Raw genomic sequence first — 20,355 nt, 5'->3', positions numbered from 1 at the left:
AGGTATGCCGGGTGCCCGGCTACCAGCGTGACGTCGCCGCGGCGACGAGGTCACCCATCAGCTCGGACTCGTCGACGTCGAGCCCACGCGCCGCGAACCAGCGGCACATGTTCGCGACGTCCCGCTCGAGGAACTCGAAACCACGGGGGTTGCCGATGATGTCGACGACCTGCGGCCAGTCGATGACCACGAGCCGCTCGCCGTGGAGCAGGACGTTGTACGGCGACAGGTCGCCGTGCGCCCAGCCGTGCTCGGCGAGCACCGTCATGGTCCGCCGGAGCTGCTCGAAGAGGTCGGCGAGCAGGTCGGGGTCCGGCCGCGTCTGTGCCAGGCGCGGTGCCGCCTCGCCGTCGGAGCCGATGAACTCCATGAGCATCTCGCGGTCGCTGAGCTGCACCGGGTAGGGGACGGACAGACCGAGCTCCCAGAGCCGGCCGAGGGCCTCGAACTCCGCCGAGGCCCACTGGCCGGACAGCAGCTCGCGCCCGAACTCGGTGCGCCGGGCCATGGCCCGCATCTCCCGGCTGCGGCGGACCCGGCGGCCCTCCTGGTAGCCGGCATCGCGGTGGAACATGCGGTGCTCGCTGGTGCGGTACCGCTTGGCGGCCATCCACGTGTCGAGCGCGGGCTGGTCCGTGCCGTCGGGCACCCAGCGGCGGACGACGTGGACGTCGGCCTCCTTGCCCGTCTTGAGGATGCCGAGGTCGGCGTCGACGGCCGCCAGGGCGGTGATGACCCAGTCGGGTCGGGGTTTCGGACCGTGCGTGGCACCGTCCCAGCTCGACCAGCGCTCGCCCTCGGGCGGCGCGTCAGGAAGGCTGTCGAACGAGAACTGCGGGTTCTCCTGAAAAGCGTGCAACGGAAGACTCCATCGAAGAAGGGGTGTGGGCGCGAGGGCAGCCCAGGACAGTCATGGACATGTCACCCCTCCTTCTGGTCGACGTGGTCCCGTCGAGCGGGAGTCGTGCCGCGGCCGGTGCCGTCGGCGTGCCCGGCCATGGTGGCAGCGGCGACGTGACGTCCGCCACCGAATTTCGTCGTGCAGCGGGTGAGGGCCCCCGGGCGGCGTGACGGTGGGCAGGCTCACACGGCCGCCCGGTACCCCCTGCGGGAGGCACTCGGCATACTCGCCAGCATGTCCCGACTTCAGACGACCGATGGCCTCACCGAGGAGCAGACCGAGCTGGTGAAGCTGGTCCGGGAGTTCGTCGACGAGCAGATCATCCCGGTGGCGCAGCAGCTCGAGCACGCCGACGAGTACCCCACCGAGATCGTCGAGGGCATGAAGGAGATGGGGATCTTCGGCTTGATGATCCCCGAGGAGTACGGCGGGCTGGGGGAGTCGCTGCTCACCTACGCGCTGGTGGTCGAGGAGATCGCGCGCGGCTGGATGTCGGTGAGCGGCATCATCAACACCCACTTCATCGTGGCGTACATGTTGCTGCAGCACGGTACCGAGGAGCAGAAGCAGCGGTACCTGCCGCGGATGGCGACCGGTGAGGTGCGCGGCGCGTTCTCGATGAGCGAGCCCGGCCTCGGGTCGGACGTCTCGGCGATCCGGTCCAAGGCGGTCAAGGGCGCCGGCGAGGGTGCCGACACCGAGTGGACCCTCACCGGGCAGAAGATGTGGCTCACCAACGGCGGGTCCTCGAACCTGGTCGCGGTGCTGGTGAAGACGGACCTCGGCGCGGACTCGGTGTACCGGAACATGACGACGTTCCTGGTCGAGAAGGAGCCCGGCTTCGGCGAGACCGCCCAGGGCGTCACGGTGCCGGGCAAGATCGAGAAGATGGGCTACAAGGGCGTCGACACGACCGAGCTCGTCCTCGAGGGCCACCGCACGACGTCCGCGCAGATCCTCGGCGGGGAGCCGGGCAAGGGCTTCTACCAGATGATGGACGGCGTGGAGGTGGGCCGCGTCAACGTGGCGGCGCGGGCGTGCGGGGTGTCGATGCGGGCCTTCGAGCTGGGGATCGCGTACGCGCAGCAGCGCGAGACGTTCGGCAAGAAGATCGCCGAGCACCAGGGCATCCTGTTCCGGCTCGCCGACATGGCGACCAAGGTCGAGGCGAGCCACCAGATGATGGTGAAGGCGGCGCGGCTCAAGGACGCCGGGGCGCGCAACGACCTCGAGGCCGGCATGGCCAAGTACCTCGCCGCCGAGAACTGCGCCGACGTGGTGGAGCAGAGCTTCCGCATCCACGGCGGGTACGGCTACTCCAAGGAGTACGAGATCGAGCGCCTCTACCGCGAGGCGCCGATGCTGCTCATCGGTGAGGGCACCGCGGAGATCCAGAAGATGATCATCGGCCGCCGCCTGCTCGAGGACTTCGCTGTCAAGAAGTAGCAGCGCGGTCACGAGCGTGGCGGGCGGTCCCGTGCCGGTGAGCCCAGCCGGGTGCTGACCAGCGCGGTGGCCGCGATGGTGACCAGGGCCCCGAGGAGCATCGCGGCGTCCTCGCCGGGACGCAGCAGGCCCTGCGGCGTGCCCAGCGTCGCCGCGGCGACCGGGACGCCGAGCTGCGCCGACGTCGCCACGGCCAGGGGCCAGGGCTGGCCGGTGAGGACCATCGCGCCGTGGACGACCACCGCGCCCAGCCCGAGCGCCAGCCCCAGCACGACGCCGCTGGGGTGGTGGGCCAGGTCGCGCAGGTCGAGCGAGGCGCCGAGCCAGACGAAGAAGATCGGCGCGAACAGGCCCTCCGTGACGGCGAACAGCTGCTTGGCGACGCGGCGCGGCTCTCCCACGGCTGCCACGGCGAGGCCGAGGCCAAAACCGGCCAGCAGCACCGACACGTGCAGCGCCACGGCGAGACCGGCCAGGCCGAACAGGACGGCCAGCAGCAGCCGCAGCTCGATCGCCAGCTCGCGCTCCTCGGAGAGCCGGTGGACCGCGCGCTGCCGGCCCGTCGTGTGCGCCCACCGCAGCAGCCACCAGGCGGCGGCCGCGGCCGCACCGACCACGACGGCGCCGACAGCCGCACGGGCCGCGTGCCGCGGGTCCAGCGCGAGGGGGAGCAGCACGATGCACGCGGCATCGGCCACCGCGACCTGCGGGAGCACCTCGACGACCGACCGCCGGGTGAACGGCCCCGGCCCGAGGACGGGCATGACGACGCTCGCGGACGAGGAGGTGAGCAGCACGGCATACAGCAGCGAGTGGGGGGTGTCGAAGACGTGGGCGAGCAGGGTGCCCACGGCCAGGGCGATCAGTGCGACGAGCAGCGCTCGGGCCAGGCCCTTGCGGATTCCCCTGAGCAGCAACGGGTCTCGCACGGGCACGTGCGACCCGGCGACGAACATGACGAGGGCGAAGCCGCACTCGGCAAGGAACGCGAAGGTGGGGTCGGCGGCGGACAGCACGCGAAGCCCGGTGCTGCCGAGGACCACACCGACCGCGAGCTCGCCGACGACCACGGGCAGGCGAAGTGCCCTGGGCACCGACAGCAGCGGCCCGAGCAGGGCCACGGCACAGATGAGCGCGAGCTGGCCGAAGCCCATTCAGCTCACCGGCCGGGCGGCCGTGGACGGTCCCATGGGAGTGTTGTACCTCTCGGCGCCGGCCCCGTCAGCCGTCTCCCGGCCAGCTCGGGGACAACCCCCAGCGTGTTTTGACACACTGGGGGCATGAGCACGCAGCCAAGCGCCCTGTCGCGGTCCCGGGCGGTCCTGACGCTGGAGTACCCCATGTCACTGGGGCGCTACGGCACGTACGAGGAGGCGCAGAAGGCGGTCGACTACCTCTCCGACCACGAGTTCCCGGTGCAGAACGTCCTCATCGTCGGCACCGACCTCAAGCAGCTCGAGCGGGTCACCGGACGGCTGACGCGCGGACGGGCCGCGGTCGGCGGCCTCGTCTCGGGCGCGTGGCTGGGCCTGTTCGTCGGGATGATCTTCGCGCTGCTCGACACCTCCAGCAGCGCCGGCTACTCCAGCATCCTGGCCACCATCGCCTTCGGCGCCCTCTTCGGGCTCGTGTGGAGCCTCATCGGCTACCAGCTGACGCGGGGCCCGCGCGACTTCACCTCGGTGACCCAGGTCGTGGCCACGCAGTACGAGGTCCTGGTCGAGCACAAGTACGCCGGGCAGGCCCGCGAGATGCTCACGCAGATGGACCCCATGGCCGCCGCGCAGGCCCAGGTCGCCGCGGCGCGGGAGGCCGAGCGCGAGGCGGCGCAGCACCGCGCCGCCGGCGAGCCCCCGGTCCCGCCGGCCCCGCCCGCCTGACCCGCCCGCTTGGCTGTGCCCGCGTGACCGCGCCTGCCTGACGGCGCCTGCGTGACCTCCTCTCCGCCACACGCGGGAGGCCGTCGGCGCGCTCGCGCCCTACGCTGCCGCCCATGAGCGAACCCACGGGGACCGGGGACCGTCCTGCGCTGCAGGAGCTCGACGACGACTTCGAGTCGGTGCTGTGCGTCGTCGCGCACCCGGACGACATCGAGTACGGCACGGCGGCGGCCGTCGCGAGGTGGACCGACGCCGGCAAGCGCGTCACGTACTTCCTGCTCACCCGCGGCGAGGCCGGGATCGACACGATGCACCCCGACGAGGCGGCGAGGGTGCGCGAGCAGGAGGAGCGCGACGGCGCCGCCGTGGTGGGGGTGACCGAGGTCGACTTCGGGAACCACCGCGACGGCGTGGTCGAGTACGGCCTGGCCCTGCGGCGCGACATCGCCCGGGAGATCCGCCGGCGCCGGCCGGACGTCGTCGTGACCGGCCACTACGGCGACCGGTTCGTGCAGGGCAGGCTCAACCAGGCCGACCACCGTGCGGTCGGGCTCGCGTGCGTCGACGCCGTCGCCGACGCCGGGAACCGGTGGATCTTCCCCGAGCTGATCGAGGAGGAGGGCCTCGAGCCGTGGAACGTCGGGCGGTTGTGCTTCGGCGGCTCGCCGTCGGCGACGCACTACGTCGACGTCGCGGGCCAGTTCGACCGGGCCGTGGCCTCGCTGGAGGCGCACCGGGCCTACAACGCAGCCCTGCCCGAGCAGTTCCCGAAGCCGGCCGAGCTGCTCGGCATGGTGCTGGGCTGGGGCGGCCAGGCCGCCGGCGTCGACAAGGCGCTCATGCTGGACGTGGTCGACCGGCGCTGAGCCGCGCCGGCCGACCACGGCGCGTCAGCGGGACTGGACCTCGCGGATCCACGCCTCGACATCGCTGGACGTGCGGGGCATCGCGGCGGAGAGGTTCTCGTGGCCGTCCTGCGTCACGACGACGTCGTCCTCGATGCGCACGCCGATGCCGCGGAACCGCTCGGGCGCCTTGAGGTCGTCGGCCTTGAAGTACAGGCCCGGCTCGACCGTCAGCACCATGCCCGGCTCGAGGACGGCGTCCATGTACTCCTCGCGGGTGGCGAGGGCGCAGTCGTGGACGTCGATGCCGAGGTGGTGGCTCGTGCCGTGCACCATCCAGCGGCGGTGGTACTGGCCGTGCTCCTTGTCGAGCGTCGCCTCGACGTCGACGCCGTCGGGCAGCAGGCCCCACCCGTGCAGCTTCTCGGCGATGACCCGGATGGCCGCGGCGTGGATGTCGCTGAACCTGTTGCCCGGCTTCACCGCGGCGAGCCCGGCCTCCTGGGCCTCGTAGACGGCGTCGTAGACCTCGCGCTGGGCGTCGGTGAACGTGCCGTTCGCCGGGAGGGTGCGGGTCACGTCGGCGGTGAAGAGTGAGTCCATCTCGACGCCGGCGTCGAGCAGCAGCAGGTCGCCGTCGCGCAGCTCGCCGGTGTTCTTGATCCAGTGCAGGGTGGTCGCATGGTCGCCGGCGGCCGCGATCGAGTCGTACCCGACGCCGTTGCCCTCGTGCCGGGCGACGAGCCCGAAGACGCCCTCGACCCAGCGCTCGCCCCGGCCGCGCGCCACGGCCTCCGGCAGGTCGGCGATGACGGCCTCGAAGCCGCGCCGGGTGGCGGCGACGGCCTTGCGCATCTCCTCGAGCTCCCACTCGTCCTTGACCAGGCGCAGCGTGGACAGGAAGTGGGCGAGCTCGTCGTCGGCCTCGGTGAGGTCCTGCGCCTCGACCGCCTCGGACGTGCGCGCCTCGTCGAGCTGGCGGGTCAGGTCGCGGTCGGCGTCGCGCACGAGGCGGACGGTGACCTCCCCGGCGTCCTTGACCGCGGCGTCGGCGAACTCGTCGATGTGCCGGCCGGTGACGCCGAGCTCGAGCTCGATGTCCTCGATCGTTGGGCGGGCGCCGACCCAGAACTCGCCGTAGCGCGCGTCCGCGAAGAACTCGTCGGTGTCGCGGCCGGCCAGCGGGCGGAAGTACAGGACGGCCTCGTGGGTGCCGTCGTCGCGCGGCTCGAGCACGAGCACCGCGTCGGGCTCGCGGTCGCCGCCGAGCCCGGTGAGGTGGGCGAACGCGCTGTGCGGGCGGAAGACGTAGTCGGTGTCGTTGCTGCGCACCTTCAGGCCACCCGCCGGGATGACCAACCGGTCGCCCGGGAAGGCCTCGCTCACCGCGTCGCGCCGCGCGGCGGCATACCGCGCGGCCTCGGTCAGCCCGGTCGCACCCGGCGCGCGCGGCGCCCAGTCCTCGGCGATGAACGCCCGCAGCTCGTCGGTCGTGGGACGGGCGCGGTTCTCCGGCTTCTTCTGCTCTTCGCTGGCGGTCACGAGGCCATGGTGCCACGCCGGTGCAACCGGGTATGCCGGGTGCGCCGCGGCCCGGGCGGGCGCTCAGCCCTCGGCGAGCAGGGTGAGGACGGCCTTCTCCACGGCCGCCTGGCGGCGCTCGGGGCTGCGGTAGCGGGAGGGGTCGACCGCGATGGTGGTACCCGACTCGTAGAGGTCCAGGACGCGCGGGTCGATGTAGGAGCTCTTGGCGATCGTCGGGGTGTTGCCGAGGTACCCGGCGACCTCCTCCACGGCCGCCTTGACCGCGCGGCGGCGGGAGGCCTTGGTGTCGCCCTTCTCGTCGGTGGTGGCGAGGGCGAGGGCGGCCAGGACGGTGGCGTGCCAGGTGCGGAAGTCCTTGGCGGTCATCTCGCCGTGCAGGAGCTCGGCGAGGTAGGCGTTGACGGTGGCGGCGTCGAGGTCGGACCAGCGGCGCTGCTGCTGGTACGCGAGGAGCCGCCTGCTCGCCGACTTGCGCTTGCGCAGCCGGTCGATGGCGGCCATGGCGAGCTCGTCGTCGATCTCGATCCGGTGCTCGATGCCGGACTTGCCGACGAAGGTGAAGACGATGACGTCGCCGCGGCGGCGCACGTGCTGGCGCTCGAGGGTCGTCAGCCCGAACGAGCCGTTGGCGTCGGTGTAGGCGTCGCTGCCGATGCGGAAGTAGCCGTGGTCGAGCAGGCGGACGGCCGTCGCGGCCGCGCGCTCGCGGGGCATGTCGGCGAGGGCGAGGTCGGCGAGCACCCTGCGGCGGGCAGCGGGCAGATGGCTCGCCGCCGCGAGCACCCGGTCGAACTTCATCTGGTCGCGCTTCACCCGCCAGTCGGGGTGGTAGAGGTACTGCCTGCGCCCGGCGGTGTCCGTGCCCACGGCCTGGATGTGGCCGCGGGGATGGGGGCAGATCCAGACGTTCTCCCACGCCGGCGGGATGGCCAGCGACCGGATGCGCTCGACCTCCTCGGCGGGGAGGCGGGCGCCGTCGGCGTCGAGGTAGACGAACCCCTTGCCGCTGCGGCGCCGGGTCCACCCGCGCGATCCGGGGGACACCGTGCGCAACCGAGCCATGCCCCGACCCTAGGACAAAGTCGCAGGTCAGGCTGGTCGAGCGCGGTCGCGGCGGCGGGGGAGGGCCGCGGCGGCGTCAGATGCGGCTGTCCGGGCCGCTGCGCCGGGCCTCGTCGGCCGTCTCGTCGTCGGGCATCGTCTGGCTGATCCGCTCGGCCTCCACGCGGCCGAGGTAGATGTCCACCTCCGACTGCTGCCGCGCCTCGTCCCAGCCGAGGACCGGGGCGACGAGCGCGGCCGCCGCCGGTGCGGCCGAGACGCCACGGTCCCAGGCCTCGATCGAGATCCGGGTGCGCCGGGTGAGGATGTCGGTGAGGTGCAGGGCACCCTCGTGCGACGCGGCATAGACGACCTCGGCCTTGAGGTGGTCCTCGGCCCCGTCGAGCGGCTCGCCGAGCTCGGGTCGCTCGGCGACGAGGTCGAGCACCTCCTGGGTGAGCGCGCCGTAGCGGCGCAGCAGGTGCTCGACGCGGGCGACGTGGAGCCCCGCCTTCGCGGCGATGGCGTGCCGTTGGTTCCAGGCGGCCTGGAAGCCGACCGCCCCGACCAGCGGGATGGTCTCGGTCGTCGAGGCGGGGATGCGGCCGTCCAGGCCCTGCACCGCCTCGTCGACCGCGTCCTTGGCCATGACCCGGTAGGTCGTGTACTTGCCACCGGCGACGACCACGAGGCCGGGGGCGCTGTGGGCGACGACGTGCTCGCGCGACAGCTTCGAGGTCGACTCGGACTCGCCCGCGAGCAGTGGCCGCAGCCCGGCATACACGCCCTCGACGTCCTCGTGCGTCAGCGGCGTCGCGAGCACCCGGTTGACGTGGTCGAGGATGTAGTCGATGTCGGCGCGGGTCGCGGCGGGGTGCGCCTTGTCGAGGTTCCAGTCGGTGTCGGTGGTGCCGAGGATCCAGTGCCGGCCCCAGGGGATGACGAACAGCACCGACTTCTCGGTGCGCAGGATGAGCCCGGTGGAGGAGTGGATCCGGTCGCGGGGCACGACGAGGTGGATGCCCTTGCTCGCGCGGACGTGGAACTGGCCGCGCTCGCCGACCATCGCCTGGGTGTCGTCGGTCCAGACTCCGGTCGCGTTGACGATCTGCCGGGCGTGGACCTCGAACTCCCGGTCGGTCAGTTTGTCGACGGCCCGGACCCCGGTGACGCGCTCGCCCTGGCGCAGGAAGCCGACGGCCGCGACCCGGTTCGCGACGTGCGCGCCGTAGTGGGCGGCCGTGCGGGCGATCTCCATGGTGTGGCGGGCGTCGTCGACCTGGGCGTCGTAGTACTGCACCGCGCCGGTGAGGGCGCTGCTGCGCAGGCTGGGCATGAGCCGCAGGGCCTGGCGGCGGGTCAGGTGGCGGTGGTGGGGAAGTCCCGCACCGGTGCCGGACTGCATGGCCATGGCGTCGTAGAGCGCGATGCCGGAGCCGACGTAGCCGCGCTCCCAGACGTGGTGGGTGAGGGGGTAGAGGAACGGCACCGGCCGAACCAGGTGCGGGGCCAGCCGGGTGAGGAGCAGGCCGCGCTCGCGCAGCGCCTCGCGGACGAGGCCGAAGTCGAGCATCTCGAGGTAGCGCAGGCCGCCGTGGATGAGCTTGCTCGAGCGGGACGACGTGCCGCTGGCGAAGTCGCGCTGCTCGATGAGGCCGGTGGACAGGCCCCGGGTCACGGCGTCGAGGGCCGTGCCGCTGCCGACGACGCCACCGCCGATGACCAGGAGGTCCAGCTCCTCGCCGGAGGTGAGGGCCTCGATGGCCGCCTGACGGCCCTGCGGTGACAGTCCGCTGCTCATGTCGGTGCTACTCCTCGTCGACGTCGACCCAGTCCAGCGTGCGCTCGACCGCCTTGCGCCACCCGGCGTACCCGGTCGCGCGCTGCTCGTCGCTCCACGTCGGCTCCCAGCGCCGGGACTCCTGCCAGTTGGCGCGCAGCTCCTCGGTGTCCTTCCAGAAGCCGGTGGCCAGACCTGCAGCGTAGGCGGCGCCGAGCGCGGTCGTCTCGGCGACCACCGGGCGTGAGACGGGGACGCCCAGAATGTCCGCTTGCAGCTGCATGCACAGCTCGTTCGCGGTCACGCCGCCGTCGACCTTGAGGACCGACAGCTCCATCGGGACGCCCGCGGCGTCGGTGTCGGCGGTCATGGCGTCGGCGACGTCACGGGTCTGGTAGCAGATGGCCTCGAGGGTGGCGCGGGCCAGGTGGGCGTTGGTGTTGAAGCGGCTCATCCCGACGATCGCGCCGCGGGCGTCGGGGCGCCAGTACGGCGCGAAGAGCCCGGAGAACGCGGGGACGAAGTACAGGCCGCCGGTGTCCTGCACCTGGCTGGCGAGGCGCTCGACGTCACCGGCGCCGGAGATGATGCCGAGCTGGTCGCGCAGCCACTGGACCGCGGAGCCGGTCACGGCGATCGACCCCTCGAGGGCGTACACGGGCTTGGCGTCGCCGAGCTGGTAGGCGACCGTCGTGAGCAGCCCGGACTCGCTGCGCACGATCTCCTCGCCGGTGTTGAGGAGCATGAAGTTGCCGGTGCCGTAGGTGTTCTTGGCCTCACCGGGCCGGAAGCACACCTGGCCCACGGTCGCGGCGTGCTGGTCGCCGAGCGCACCCGCCAGCGGGACCTCGCCGCCGAGGGGGCCGCCGGCGCGGGTGGTGCCGTAGAGGGCGGGGTCGGAGCTCGGCCGGATCCGGGGGAGCATCGAGCGGGGGATCCCGAAGAACCCGAGCAGCTCCTCGTCCCAGTCGAGGGTCCGCAGGTCCATGAGCATGGTGCGGCTGGCGTTGGTGACGTCGGTGACGTGCACGCCGCCGTCGGTGCCGCCGGTGAGGTTCCACAGCAGCCAGGTGTCGATGGTGCCGAAGACCAGGTCGCCGGCCTCGGCCGCCGCGCGGGCCCCGTCGACGTTGTCGAGGATCCACTGCACCTTCCCCGCGGCGAAGTACGCGGCAGGCGGTATGCCGGCCCGCTCGCGGATGACCTCGCCGCGCCCGTCCTGGTCGAGGGCGCGCGCGATGCGGTCGGTGCGGGTGTCCTGCCAGACGATTGCGTTGTGCACCGGGCGCCCGGTGCGCCGGTTCCAGACCACCGTGGTCTCGCGCTGGTTGGTGATCCCGATCGCGGCCAGGTCGCCCGGCTGGAGGTCGAGGCGGGCGAGGGTGGAGGCGATCACCGTCTGGGTGCGCTCCCAGATCTCCAGCGGGCTGTGCTCGACCCAGCCGGCGCGGGGGAGGATCTGCTCGTGCTCGAGCTGTCGGCTGCCGACCTCGGTGCCGTCGTGGTCGAACACCATGAACCGCGTGCTCGTCGTGCCCTGGTCCACCGCGCCAACGAATTCGGCCATGGCGCGACCCTACTGACGTGGGGCACCGCGCACACAGGGTCGCCCTCGCGTTTTGGGACGAGCCGTGGACTCTCGCTCCCGACCTGCGGGCGGGGCCACGTGTCGCCCGCCTGGTAACGGCTCGGGCCGGAACATGGGTGTCCGTGCGAACAACGAACTTGGGTTGTGGATATCCCAAACCCAGGTTCGTTTCTCGCCCACAAACTCTTGACGTGGACGTGGACGTGGGCGTGGGCGTGGGACGTGGACGTGGACGTGGACGTGGACGGCGACGTGGCCGGCCCGCTGTCCGATCTCGACGAGGACGAGCAGCGCTGGCTGCGGGAGCGGCTGGCGGCGGGGCGGGCCGAGGACGCGCGCCCTGAGCGCGCCGAGCTGGACGATCGCCTCGACCACCTGCCGTTCACGCTGCGTGAGGCGAGCCGCTCGGTGGACCAGCTCCTGGCGCACCTCCTGCGCCGCGCCGACGTGACCGACCTGCCGCTGGCGGCCGTGCACCTCGTGGTCCTGGCGCGGACCCCTCGGCCCGTGGTCGCGCTCGCCGGGCGGCTGCGTGTCTCGGCGCAGGCAGCAGGTCGGATGGTCTCGGTGCTGGAGGGTCGTGGCCTGGTCACACGCACCGTGGACCCGACGGACCGCCGTCAACGGCTGGTGGGCACCACGGAGAAGGGCGAGGCCCTGCTGCGTCAGGTGCGCGGCCAGCTGTTCGTGGCGGTGTCGCTGGTGGCCGACGACCTGGGCGACGAGCGCCTCGTGACGCTGGTGGGCGAGCTCGCGGACCTGGCCATGATCGAGCCGGACCGCGCGCCGTGGTGACGTCGTCTCCCTGTGACGTGGTCCCGTGGCGTTGCCCCTCGGCAGAGCAGCACCACGGGCGGCGCGGCGTCAGGCCTTGGGCGCAGGTTCGACCAGCTCAGGGCGGGCGGGCTGCTCGCCGCCGCGGGCGTCGAGGTAGCTCTGCTTGGGCACCATCACCTTGCGCCGGAAGATGCAGACCAGCGTGCCGTCCTGGTTGTAGCCCTTGGTCTCGACGTGGACGACGCCGCGGTCGTCCTTGCTCGTCGACTCCCACTTGTCGAGGACCTCGGTCTGGCCGTAGATCGTGTCGCCGTGGAAGGTCGGCGCGACGTGGCGCAGGCTCTCGATCTCGAGGTTGGCGATGGCCTTGCCCGAGACGTCCGGCACCGACATGCCGAGCAGCAGCGAGTACACGTAGTTGCCGACCACGACGTTGCGGCCGAACTGCGTGGTGTTCTCCGCGTAGTTGGCGTCGAGGTGGAGGGGGTGGTGGTTCATGGTGAGCAGGCAGAACAGGTGGTCGTCGTACTCGGTCACCGTCTTGCCGGGCCAGTGCTTGTAGACCGCGCCGACCTCGAACTCCTCGTAGCTGCGTCCGAACTGCATGCGGCCCATCCTGCCGACGGCGGCCGTCCGGGGACACCGGTGCGGCGCGTGCGTTCGCTCACAGCCCGCGAGAAACTGCGCCGGAGTTTGTCGAGACCGCCGGCCAGGAGTCGTCATGGGGCTGTCGGGACCACCGTGGTGCCGGCATCCGGACCCACGCGACCTGAGAGGGAGCCACCACCATGAAGTACGTCATCCTCATCCACTCCAACCCCCAGCCCTGGGGCCACCCCACCAGTGAGTTCCTTCCCCAGTACGAGTCGTTGTCCGACGAGGAGCGCCGGCGGCAGGGCGAGGAGTTCGATGCGCTCCTGCAGGACCTGTCCGAGCGTGGCGAGCTCGTCGGCGGCCAGGCGCTCGGCGACCCGCGCGACGCCCGGCTGTTCCGGTGGGAGGGCGGGCGCCGCAAGGTCACCGACGGTCCCTATGCCGAGACGGCCGAGCACTTCGCCGGCTTCTTCCTCATCGACGTCGCGAGCCAGGACCGTGCCGAGGAGGTCACGGCGAGGTTCTCCGGCCCGGGCGAGACCGTCGAGCTGCGCCCGCTGTTCGCCTGACCGCGCGGGGTGCCTCGCCGTCCCCGTCGTCCAGCCGGTGGGGCACCCCGGGCAGCCCTCCCGCCACCCCTACGCTTGCCCCGTGCGCATCGACCTCCACACCCACTCCTCCGCGAGTGACGGCACCGAGCCGGCGGAGGTCGTCGTCCGCGAGGCAGCCCGCGCCGGCCTCGACGTCGTGGCCCTCACCGACCACGACACGTATGCCGGGTGGTCGGCGGCACAGGCGGCGGCACGCGAGCACGGGATCGGGTTCGTCCCCGGCGTGGAGGTGTCCTGCTCGCACCGCGGCGTCAGCGTCCACCTGCTCGGCTACCTCGTGGACCCGGGTTTCGCGCCGCTCGTGGAGGAGCTCGAGAAGGCCCGGGACTCCCGCGTCAGCCGCGTCCGGCGCATGGTCGAGCGGATGGCCGCCGACGGCATACCCGTCAGCATGGAGGCCGTGCGGGAGCACGCGGCGGAGGGCACCACGCTCGGGCGGCCCCACATCGCCGACGCGCTCGTGGCGGCCGGCTACGTCCCCACGCGCGACGCGGCCTTCACCGACGTGCTGCGCAACGGCAGCCCCTACTACGTCTCGCACTACGCGCCCAGCCCCGTGCGGGCCGTCCAGCTCGTCCGGGCGGCAGGCGGCGTGCCCGTCATGGCGCACCCGTTCGCCTCCTCGCGCGGCTGGACCGTCGACGACGACGTCATCGCCGCGATGGCGCAGGCAGGACTGGCCGGGCTCGAGGCCGACCACCGCGACCACACCGACGAGCAGCGCGACCACGCGCGCGCGCTCGCGGCGCAGCTCGGGCTGTTCACGACCGGTGCGAGCGACTACCACGGCGACGGCAAGCCCAACCGCCTGGGCGAGAACACGACAGACCCTGAGGTGCTCGCCGAGATCGAGCGGCAGGCCACGAGCGGGGTCGAGGTGGTGCGGTCGTGAGCAGCGTGCTCGACCCGCAGGTGTTCGGCTCGGTCTTCGTGACGTTGCTCGTCATCATGGACCCGCCCGGCGCTCTGCCGATCTTCCTCGCGCTGACCGGGTCGCTCACCCAGAAGCAGAAGCTCGCCGCCGCCCGCCGCGCCAGCCTCGTCGCGCTCGGCGTCATCGCCGCGTTCGCGGTGTTCGGGCAGCAGATCCTCAACTACCTGCACATCTCGCTGCCGGCGCTGCAGGGTGCCGGCGGCCTCCTGCTGCTGCTCGTGGCACTGCAGCTGCTCACCGGGTCGGAGCAGGAGCAGCACGCCGACGCCGGGGTGAACGTCGCCCTCGTGCCCCTCGGCACCCCGCTGCTCGCCGGGCCCGGTGCCATCGTCGCCACGATGCTGGCCGTGCAGAACTCCTCGCGCCCGGGGGAGTACATCGCGGTCGGTGCGGCCCTGGTCGCCGTGCTCGTGGTCGTCTGGCTGTTCCTGCGCTTCGCCAGCCAGATCCACCGGGTGCTCAAGGACAGCGGCACCGTGCTGCTGACCCGCATCGCCGGCCTGCTGCTCTCCGCGATCGCCGTGCAGATGGTCGCCGACAGCGTCCGGGCCTTTGTCAGCGGGACGTCCTAGCGTGGGCGCCGTGGGAGCAGGGACCGGGGGTTTCGAGCAGGGCGAGCTGGCGGGTATGCCGCGGCGCCTGTTCCGCGCGAGCCCGAGCAAACTGCTCGCGTGGGTGGACTGCCCGCGGCGCTACCGCATGCAGTACCTCGACCGGCCCACGCCCCCCGCCCGGCCGCAGCGCGCGCACACCTCCCTCGGCGTGGCCGTCCACAACGCCCTGCGGGACTGGTGGGACCTGCCCGGCGAGCGCCGGACGCCGGCTGCCGGGGCCGAGCTCGTGCGCACCTCCTGGATCGAGTCCGGCTTCCGCGACCCCGACCACTCCCGCACCTGGCGCGAGCGCTCGCAGGACCACGTGAGCACCTACCTGGCCGACGTCGACCCGCGCACCCAGCCGCTCGGCATCGAGCGCACCGTGTCGCTCAAGACCGGCACGCTCGCGCTGTCCGGGCGGATCGACCGGCTCGACGACCGCGGCGAGGGCCTGGCCGTCGTCGACTACAAGACGAGCCGGACGGCCCCGACCGACGACGACGCCCGCACCTCGCTGCCGCTGGCCCTGTATGCCGCCGCCGCGTGGAAGATGTTCCGCCGCCGCTGCGTCCGGGTCGAGCTGCACCACCTGCCGTCGGGCACCGTCGCCTCCCACGAGCACACGCCCGAGTCCCTGCAGCGCAAGCTCGCCGAGGCCGAGTCGATCGCGGCCGACGCGCGTCGTGCCGAGGACGACTACGCCCAGTTCGGCGTCGACTCCGGCCGGTTCCCCGCGCGGGTCGGCCCCCTGTGCCAGTGGTGCGACTTCCGCCGGCACTGCCCGGCCGGCCAGGCGTTCGGCCCGGAGAAGTCCGACTGGGCGGCCCTGGAGGACCCGGTCCCGGCGACCTGACAGACTGGGCCACGAGCCGGCATACCGACCGACCCGCACGAAAGGTCAGCACGTGGCGAGCAAGCGCACCAGGCCGGCCACGGTCGTCTCCGTGGCCAACCAGAAGGGCGGGGTCGCCAAGACGACCTCGGTGGCGTCGCTGGGGGCGGCGTTCGCCGAACAGGGCAAGCGGGTGCTGCTCGTCGACCTCGACGCGCAGGCCTGCCTGACCTTCAGCCTGGGGGTCGACCCCGACGAGGTCGAGGGCTCGGTCAACGAGGTCCTGCTCGGCAAGGCCGACGTCGCCGACGTCCGGATCGCGTGCGAGGACGGCGTCGACCTGGTGCCGAGCGTGATCGACCTCGCCGGCGCGGAGGCGCAGCTGCTGCCCCGGCCCGGGCGCGAGTACATCCTGCGCGGCGTGCTCGAGGACGTCCGGTCGGAGTACGACGTCATCCTGCTCGACTGCTCGCCGAGCCTCGGCGTGCTCACCCTGAACGCGCTCACCGCCTCGCAGGGCCTCGTGATCCCGATGCCGTGCGAGATGCTCAGCCACCGCGGGGTCGGCCAGCTGCTCGACACCGTCGCGGACGTGCAGAAGATCCTCAACAAGGACCTGCGCGTGATGGGAATCCTGCCGACCCTCTTCGACGGCCGCAGCAACCACGCCCAGGAGGTCCTGGCCGACGTGGGGGAGCGGTACGGCCTGCCGGTGCTGGACCCGCCGATCCCGAAGACCGTGCGGTTCGCCGAGGCACCCGCCGTGGGGCGCTCGATCCTGGCGACGTCGCGCACCTCCAAGGGTGCGAAGGCGTACCGCGACGTGGCGAAGGCGCTCGCGAAGCAGCTCTGAGCGGCTCCCACGCCGCCCGGACCCGGCTGTGGCGCCGGCCACGGCGGCAGCGGTTGCGGAATAGCCGAGGCGGTCGCGTACTTGTCACCAGATGGTGCCCATTCCCCCCGACCGGGCACCTCCCCGATCCAAGGAGTGACATGACGACCACCACCCCTGCCCTGGCCATGCCGTCCGCTGACGGCCGGTTCGAGACGACGACGGTGGAGCGGCGTGACCTGCGCGCGGACGACGTGCGCATCGACATCAAGTTCGCCGGCATCTGCCACAGCGACATCCACACCGTCCGCGGCGAGTGGGGCGACACCAGCTACCCGCTGACGCCCGGCCACGAGATCGCCGGTGTCGTGAGCGAGGTCGGCCCCGAGGTGACGAGCTTCAAGGTGGGCGACCGCGTCGGCGTCGGCTGCATGGTCGACTCGTGCGGCGAGTGCGCCCAGTGCAAGGCCGGCCACGAGAACTTCTGCGAGAAGAAGACCGTCTTCACCTACGGCGACACCGACGTCGACGGCACCATCACCCAGGGCGGCTACAGCCAGCAGGTCGTGGTGACCGAGCGCTTCGTCGTCCGGATCCCCGACGGGCTGGACCTCGACAAGGCCGCACCGCTGCTGTGCGCCGGCATCACCCTCTACACCCCGCTCAAGCGCTGGCTCGACCACGCGGGCCCCGACGCGAAGGTGGCGATCGTGGGCATGGGCGGCCTCGGGCACATGGGCGTCAAGATCGCCTCGGCCATGGGCGCGGACGTCACCGTGCTCAGCCAAGGCCTGTCGAAGGAGGAGGACGGCCGCCGCTTCGGCGCCCGTGACTACCGCGCGACGAGCGACGCCAAGACGTTCGAGGACCTCGCCGGCGCGTTCGACGTGATCATCTCGACGATCAGCGCCGACCTCGACCTGCCGCAGTACCTCTCGCTGCTTAAGCCGTTCGGCACGTTCGTCACCGTGGGCCTGCCGCCGAGCCCGCAGCAGTTGCCCTTCGGTGCGCTGATCAACGGTGACAAGACCGTCGCCGGTTCCAACATCGGCGGCATCGCCCTCACCCAGGAGATGCTGGACTTCTGCGCCGAGCACGGCATCACCGCCGAGATCGAGACGATCAACGCGGACCAGGTCGACGAGGCCTACGACCGCGTCGTGAAGTCCGACGTGCGCTACCGGTTCGTCATCGACACCGCCACCATCGGCGCCTGACCGAGGCGCCGCGGACAGCGGACCACGCGAAGGGCCCAGCCTCCTCGGAGGCTGGGCCCTTCGTCGTCGAGCTGGGTGCAGGCGGTGGTCAGCCCTGGGTGGCCTCGCCGGCGGGCTTGCCGCCACGCGTACGCCGCCGGTTGCGGCTGCGACGCGGGCGCGCCGGGGCGTCGCCGTCCTCGCCGCGCTGCTCGGCACCGCCGCGGGCGCCGTCCCGGCCACCAGCCTGGGAACGGCCACCGTCGCGGCCACCGCCCTGGCCACGGCCGCCGCGACCGCTGGCGCCGCCGCCCTGGGGCCGGCGTCCGCCGGACTTGCCGGTCTCGCCGAGGTCCTCAAGCTCCTCGGCGGCCAGGCCGGCGCGGGTCTGCTGCGCCTTGGGCAGGCGGCCCTTGGCCTCGCGGGGGATGTCGAGGTCGGTGTACAGGTGGTCGGAGGAGGAGTAGGTCTCCTCCGGGTCCGGGATCCCGAGGTCGAGCGTCTTGTTGATCAGGCCCCAGCGGGGGATGTCGTCCCAGTCGACGAGGGTGACCGCGATACCGGTGTTGCCGGCGCGGGCCGTGCGGCCGATGCGGTGCAGGTAGGTCTTCTCGTCCTCGGGGCACTGGTAGTTGATGACGTGGGTGACGTTGTCGACGTCGATGCCCCGGGCGGCCACGTCGGTGGCGACGAGGATGTCGACCTTGCCGTTGCGGAACGCGCGCAGGGCCTGCTCGCGGGCGCCCTGCCCGAGGTCGCCGTGGATGGCGGCGGCCGCGAACCCGCGGTCGACCAGCTCGTCGGCGACCTTGGCGGCGGTGCGCTTGGTGCGGCTGAAGATGATCGTCAGGCCCCGGCCCTCGGCCTGGAGCATGCGCGACACCATCTCGACCTTGTCCATCGCGTGGGCGCGGTAGACGAACTGCTCCACGGCCTTGACCGTGTGTGCGTTCTCCTGGTCGTCGCCCATGGCTCGGATGTGGGTCGGCTGGCTCATGTAGCGGCGCGCAAGGGCGACGACGGCGCCGGGCATGGTGGCCGAGAACAGCATCGTCTGCCGCGAGCCGGGGGTCATGGCGAGCAGCTTCTCGACGTCGGGCAGGAAGCCGAGGTCGAGCATCTCGTCGGCCTCGTCGAGGACGACGGACTTCACGTGCGAGAGGTCGAGGTGGCCCTGCTTGGCCAGGTCGATCAACCGTCCGGGGGTGCCGACGACGACCTCGACGCCCTTGTTCAGGGCATCGATCTGCGGCTCGTAGGCGCGGCCGCCGTAGACGGTCAGGACCCGGATGCCGCGGCGCTTGCCGGCCTTCTCGAGGTCGCCGGCCACCTGGACGGCGAGCTCGCGCGTCGGTGCCACGGCCAGGGCCTGGGGCTTGCCGGCATACGCGTAGCCGTCCCAGCCGGCGTCGCCGCGGGCGATGGTGCGGTTCAGCATGGGGACGCCGAAGCCCAGCGTCTTGCCGGTGCCGGTCTTGGCCTGGCCGATGATGTCGTGGCCCGACAGGGCCACCGGCAGGGTCATGGCCTGGATGGGGAACGGGCTCGTGATCCCGGCGTCCGCCAGCGAGGCGACGATGTCGGGGTGCACGTCGAAGTCGGCGAACGTGATATCGGCGGGCACAGGAGTGCTCGTGGAGGTGTCGGTCATGGAGTTCTCTCGATCGGGGCGCCTGCGGGTCGCGGCGCGCGCTGTGGGCCGATCGGAGGTCTTCAGTGGGGGCGCGGACGTCGGTCCGCGGCAGATTCGTGCCGACCGGGCACCGTGTGACACGCCCACTCTACCGGGGGGCGGTGTCTGCACCCCAATCGCCGGGCCCACGCGCTTGTAGGGTGACCGCCATGACGCAGCAGGACTGGCTCGCCGACCCGCTCTACCGCGACGCCGTGGCCGACCTGCTCGGCGTGCTGGCCTACGGCGAGCTGACGGCGTTCGTCCGCCTGGCCGGCGACGCGGAGATGTCGCCGACCCAGCCGCTCAAGGCCTCGGTCGCCTCGCTCGCCGTCGCCGAGTTCCGGCACTACGAGATGCTCGTCTCCCGGATGGCCGACATGGGCACCGACCCCGAGCAGGCCATGGCGCCGTTCATCGCGCCCATCGACGCCTTCCACGAGCGGACGCGCCCGAGCACCTGGCTCGAGGGCCTGGTCAAGGCCTATGTCGGCGACGGCATCGCCACCGACTTCTACCGGGAGATCGCGGCCTACGTGGACCCCTCCACCCAGGAGCTGGTCCACTCCGCCATGGCCGACGTCGGGCAGGCGGACTTCGTCGTCAAGGTGGTCCGCGAGGCCATCAAGGACGACCCGAAGGTCGCCGGCCGGCTCGCCCTGTGGGGGCGCCGCCTCGTCGGTGAGGCGCTGTCGCAGGCGCAGCAGGTGGCGGTGGAGCGCGACGCGCTCGCGTCCCTGCTCGTCGGGGGCGTCGGCACGGGGCGGCCCAGCGCCGACCTCGCGGAGCTGGGCCGGATGTTCGCCCGGCTCACCGACGAGCACACCCGGCGGATGGGCCGGCTCGGTCTGGCCGCCTGAGGCAGCGCGCGGCCCCGGCCGGCGGACCGGTCACGACGCGCCCGGCACCACCATCAGCACACGACGAAGGGCCCGGTCCGTGTGGACCGGGCCCTTCGTCGTCTGAGTGCGGTCAGACCGTCCTGCGCCGCCCCGTCATCGCGATGTAGATGCCGATGAGCACCGCCGCGACGATGATGCTGATGATCCAGCGGATCCAGTCGATGCCGCTCGTGGCCTGGACGCCGAGCAGGCCCGCCAGCCAGTAGCCGATGAGGACCCCGACGATGCCGAGGATGACCGTGATGAGCATGCCGACCGGTTGGCGTCCCGGCATGAACAGCCGCGCGAGGGCGCCGATGATGGCTCCCGCGATGATCAGACCGATGATCTCCATCCCACTGTTCCTTCCTCCAGGGGCCGCTGAGGCCCGTGCAGGAACAACT

21 protein-coding genes are annotated in these 20,355 nt (G+C 72.2%); 12 read left to right on the top strand and 9 right to left on the bottom strand.

Annotated elements, in window-relative coordinates; all coding sequences use genetic code 11:
- Positions 1-19 precede the first annotated feature (19 nt).
- On the bottom strand, positions 20-859 hold the full coding sequence (locus RKE38_RS14105) for a serine protein kinase RIO (RefSeq protein ID WP_316008120.1): 840 nt from the start codon (positions 857-859) through the stop codon (positions 20-22).
- A gap of 59 nt (positions 860-918) precedes the next feature.
- Here RKE38_RS14105 and RKE38_RS14100 point away from each other — a divergent pair, with 59 nt between their 5' ends.
- Together RKE38_RS14100 and RKE38_RS14095 are read left to right on the top strand one after the other, a co-directional pair.
- Positions 919-1,071, top strand: coding sequence for a hypothetical protein (locus RKE38_RS14100; protein ID WP_316008119.1), 153 nt, complete (start codon positions 919-921; stop codon positions 1,069-1,071).
- Positions 1,072-1,135: 64 nt separating this feature from the next.
- On the top strand, positions 1,136-2,347 hold the full coding sequence (locus tag RKE38_RS14095) for an acyl-CoA dehydrogenase family protein (RefSeq protein ID WP_316008118.1): 1,212 nt from the start codon (positions 1,136-1,138) through the stop codon (positions 2,345-2,347).
- A gap of 8 nt (positions 2,348-2,355) precedes the next feature.
- Here RKE38_RS14095 and RKE38_RS14090 read toward each other — a convergent pair whose 3' ends face one another.
- Positions 2,356-3,501 (bottom strand): cation:proton antiporter, encoded by a 1,146-nt coding sequence (locus tag RKE38_RS14090; RefSeq protein WP_316008117.1) that lies wholly within the window; start codon positions 3,499-3,501, stop codon positions 2,356-2,358.
- 126 nt (positions 3,502-3,627) lie between these two features.
- On the opposite strand from RKE38_RS14090, the gene RKE38_RS14085 reads away from it, so the two are divergent.
- Positions 3,628-4,227 carry a general stress protein gene (locus RKE38_RS14085; RefSeq protein ID WP_316008116.1) on the top strand — a complete coding sequence of 200 codons (600 nt, stop codon included), beginning with the start codon at positions 3,628-3,630 and terminating at the stop codon, positions 4,225-4,227.
- Between the two features lie 113 nt (positions 4,228-4,340).
- Positions 4,341-5,093, top strand: coding sequence for a PIG-L deacetylase family protein (locus tag RKE38_RS14080; RefSeq protein WP_316008115.1), 753 nt, complete (start codon positions 4,341-4,343; stop codon positions 5,091-5,093).
- Between the two features lie 24 nt (positions 5,094-5,117).
- On the opposite strand, the gene RKE38_RS14075 is transcribed toward RKE38_RS14080, so the two are convergent.
- From RKE38_RS14075 to glpK, 4 genes are all read right to left on the bottom strand, one after another.
- A complete protein-coding gene (locus tag RKE38_RS14075) occupies positions 5,118-6,614 on the bottom strand; it encodes an aminopeptidase P family protein (RefSeq protein WP_316008114.1) in 1,497 nt (498 codons plus the stop codon).
- A gap of 63 nt (positions 6,615-6,677) precedes the next feature.
- The gene (locus RKE38_RS14070; RefSeq protein ID WP_316008113.1) at positions 6,678-7,679 is read right to left on the bottom strand and encodes a DNA topoisomerase IB; all 1,002 of its coding nucleotides are present in this window, start codon (positions 7,677-7,679) and stop codon (positions 6,678-6,680) included.
- Positions 7,680-7,755: 76 nt separating this feature from the next.
- Positions 7,756-9,459 carry a glycerol-3-phosphate dehydrogenase/oxidase gene (locus tag RKE38_RS14065; RefSeq protein ID WP_316008112.1) on the bottom strand — a complete coding sequence of 568 codons (1,704 nt, stop codon included), beginning with the start codon at positions 9,457-9,459 and terminating at the stop codon, positions 7,756-7,758.
- Between the two features lie 7 nt (positions 9,460-9,466).
- Positions 9,467-11,005: a glycerol kinase GlpK gene (gene glpK, locus RKE38_RS14060; protein ID WP_316008111.1), complete on the bottom strand. Its 1,539-nt coding sequence runs from the start codon at positions 11,003-11,005 to the stop codon at positions 9,467-9,469.
- A 249-nt stretch (positions 11,006-11,254) separates the two neighbouring features.
- On the opposite strand from glpK, the gene RKE38_RS14055 reads away from it, so the two are divergent.
- The gene (locus tag RKE38_RS14055; RefSeq protein ID WP_316008110.1) at positions 11,255-11,821 is read left to right on the top strand and encodes a MarR family winged helix-turn-helix transcriptional regulator; all 567 of its coding nucleotides are present in this window, start codon (positions 11,255-11,257) and stop codon (positions 11,819-11,821) included.
- Between the two features lie 69 nt (positions 11,822-11,890).
- Here RKE38_RS14055 and RKE38_RS14050 read toward each other — a convergent pair whose 3' ends face one another.
- Positions 11,891-12,418 (bottom strand): MaoC family dehydratase, encoded by a 528-nt coding sequence (locus tag RKE38_RS14050; RefSeq protein WP_410055465.1) that lies wholly within the window; start codon positions 12,416-12,418, stop codon positions 11,891-11,893.
- 173 nt (positions 12,419-12,591) lie between these two features.
- Between RKE38_RS14050 and RKE38_RS14045 the strand changes: the two genes are divergently transcribed.
- The 6 genes from RKE38_RS14045 (at position 12,592) to RKE38_RS14020 (ending at position 17,419) form a co-directional block, all read left to right on the top strand.
- Entirely contained in the window at positions 12,592-12,966 is a 375-nt protein-coding gene (locus tag RKE38_RS14045) for a YciI family protein (protein WP_316008108.1), read from the top strand.
- Between the two features lie 82 nt (positions 12,967-13,048).
- Entirely contained in the window at positions 13,049-13,900 is an 852-nt protein-coding gene (locus RKE38_RS14040; protein WP_316008107.1) for a PHP domain-containing protein, read from the top strand.
- Positions 13,897-14,514 (top strand): MarC family protein, encoded by a 618-nt coding sequence (locus tag RKE38_RS14035; RefSeq protein ID WP_316008106.1) that lies wholly within the window; start codon positions 13,897-13,899, stop codon positions 14,512-14,514. The genes RKE38_RS14040 and RKE38_RS14035 overlap by 4 nt, the downstream gene beginning before the upstream one ends.
- A gap of 10 nt (positions 14,515-14,524) precedes the next feature.
- Positions 14,525-15,391: a PD-(D/E)XK nuclease family protein gene (locus RKE38_RS14030; RefSeq protein WP_316008105.1), complete on the top strand. Its 867-nt coding sequence runs from the start codon at positions 14,525-14,527 to the stop codon at positions 15,389-15,391.
- A 52-nt stretch (positions 15,392-15,443) separates the two neighbouring features.
- Positions 15,444-16,223, top strand: a complete 780-nt coding sequence (locus RKE38_RS14025; protein ID WP_316008104.1) for a ParA family protein — start codon at positions 15,444-15,446, stop codon at positions 16,221-16,223.
- A 140-nt stretch (positions 16,224-16,363) separates the two neighbouring features.
- Complete coding sequence (locus RKE38_RS14020) at positions 16,364-17,419, top strand: NAD(P)-dependent alcohol dehydrogenase (RefSeq protein ID WP_316008103.1); 1,056 nt, start codon at positions 16,364-16,366, stop codon at positions 17,417-17,419.
- An 88-nt stretch (positions 17,420-17,507) separates the two neighbouring features.
- On the opposite strand, the gene RKE38_RS14015 is transcribed toward RKE38_RS14020, so the two are convergent.
- Positions 17,508-19,049, bottom strand: a complete 1,542-nt coding sequence (locus tag RKE38_RS14015; RefSeq protein WP_316008102.1) for a DEAD/DEAH box helicase — start codon at positions 19,047-19,049, stop codon at positions 17,508-17,510.
- Between the two features lie 191 nt (positions 19,050-19,240).
- On the opposite strand from RKE38_RS14015, the gene RKE38_RS14010 reads away from it, so the two are divergent.
- Complete coding sequence (locus RKE38_RS14010) at positions 19,241-19,930, top strand: ferritin-like fold-containing protein (RefSeq protein WP_316008101.1); 690 nt, start codon at positions 19,241-19,243, stop codon at positions 19,928-19,930.
- 112 nt (positions 19,931-20,042) lie between these two features.
- Here the strand turns inward: RKE38_RS14010 and RKE38_RS14005 are convergent, their stop codons facing one another.
- Positions 20,043-20,306 (bottom strand): GlsB/YeaQ/YmgE family stress response membrane protein, encoded by a 264-nt coding sequence (locus RKE38_RS14005; RefSeq protein WP_316008100.1) that lies wholly within the window; start codon positions 20,304-20,306, stop codon positions 20,043-20,045.
- Between the last annotated feature and the right edge of the window lie 49 nt (positions 20,307-20,355).

Origin of the sequence: Phycicoccus sp. M110.8 (assembly GCF_032464895.1) — a bacterium.
Taxonomy (GTDB): Bacteria; Actinomycetota; Actinomycetes; order Actinomycetales; family Dermatophilaceae; genus Pedococcus.
The sequence above is the reverse complement of the archived record's forward strand: the minus strand, read 5'-3'. Positions and strand labels throughout refer to the sequence as shown.

Bases quoted from the DNA above. Each gene is read 5' to 3' on its own strand.
- RKE38_RS14100 (WP_316008119.1), top strand. From the start codon at position 919: ATGTCACCCCTCCTTCTGGTCGACGTGGTCCCGTCGAGCGGGAGTCGT.
- RKE38_RS14095 (WP_316008118.1), top strand. From the start codon at position 1,136: ATGTCCCGACTTCAGACGACCGATGGCCTCACCGAGGAGCAGACCGAG.
- RKE38_RS14090 (WP_316008117.1), bottom strand. From the start codon at position 3,501: ATGGGCTTCGGCCAGCTCGCGCTCATCTGTGCCGTGGCCCTGCTCGGG.
- RKE38_RS14085 (WP_316008116.1), top strand. From the start codon at position 3,628: ATGAGCACGCAGCCAAGCGCCCTGTCGCGGTCCCGGGCGGTCCTGACG.
- RKE38_RS14080 (WP_316008115.1), top strand. From the start codon at position 4,341: ATGAGCGAACCCACGGGGACCGGGGACCGTCCTGCGCTGCAGGAGCTC.
- RKE38_RS14070 (WP_316008113.1), bottom strand. From the start codon at position 7,679: ATGGCTCGGTTGCGCACGGTGTCCCCCGGATCGCGCGGGTGGACCCGG.
- RKE38_RS14065 (WP_316008112.1), bottom strand. From the start codon at position 9,459: ATGAGCAGCGGACTGTCACCGCAGGGCCGTCAGGCGGCCATCGAGGCC.
- glpK (WP_316008111.1), bottom strand. From the start codon at position 11,005: ATGGCCGAATTCGTTGGCGCGGTGGACCAGGGCACGACGAGCACGCGG.
- RKE38_RS14050 (WP_410055465.1), bottom strand. From the start codon at position 12,418: ATGGGCCGCATGCAGTTCGGACGCAGCTACGAGGAGTTCGAGGTCGGC.
- RKE38_RS14045 (WP_316008108.1), top strand. From the start codon at position 12,592: ATGAAGTACGTCATCCTCATCCACTCCAACCCCCAGCCCTGGGGCCAC.
- RKE38_RS14020 (WP_316008103.1), top strand. From the start codon at position 16,364: ATGACGACCACCACCCCTGCCCTGGCCATGCCGTCCGCTGACGGCCGG.
- RKE38_RS14015 (WP_316008102.1), bottom strand. From the start codon at position 19,049: ATGACCGACACCTCCACGAGCACTCCTGTGCCCGCCGATATCACGTTC.
- RKE38_RS14010 (WP_316008101.1), top strand. From the start codon at position 19,241: ATGACGCAGCAGGACTGGCTCGCCGACCCGCTCTACCGCGACGCCGTG.
- RKE38_RS14005 (WP_316008100.1), bottom strand. From the start codon at position 20,306: ATGGAGATCATCGGTCTGATCATCGCGGGAGCCATCATCGGCGCCCTC.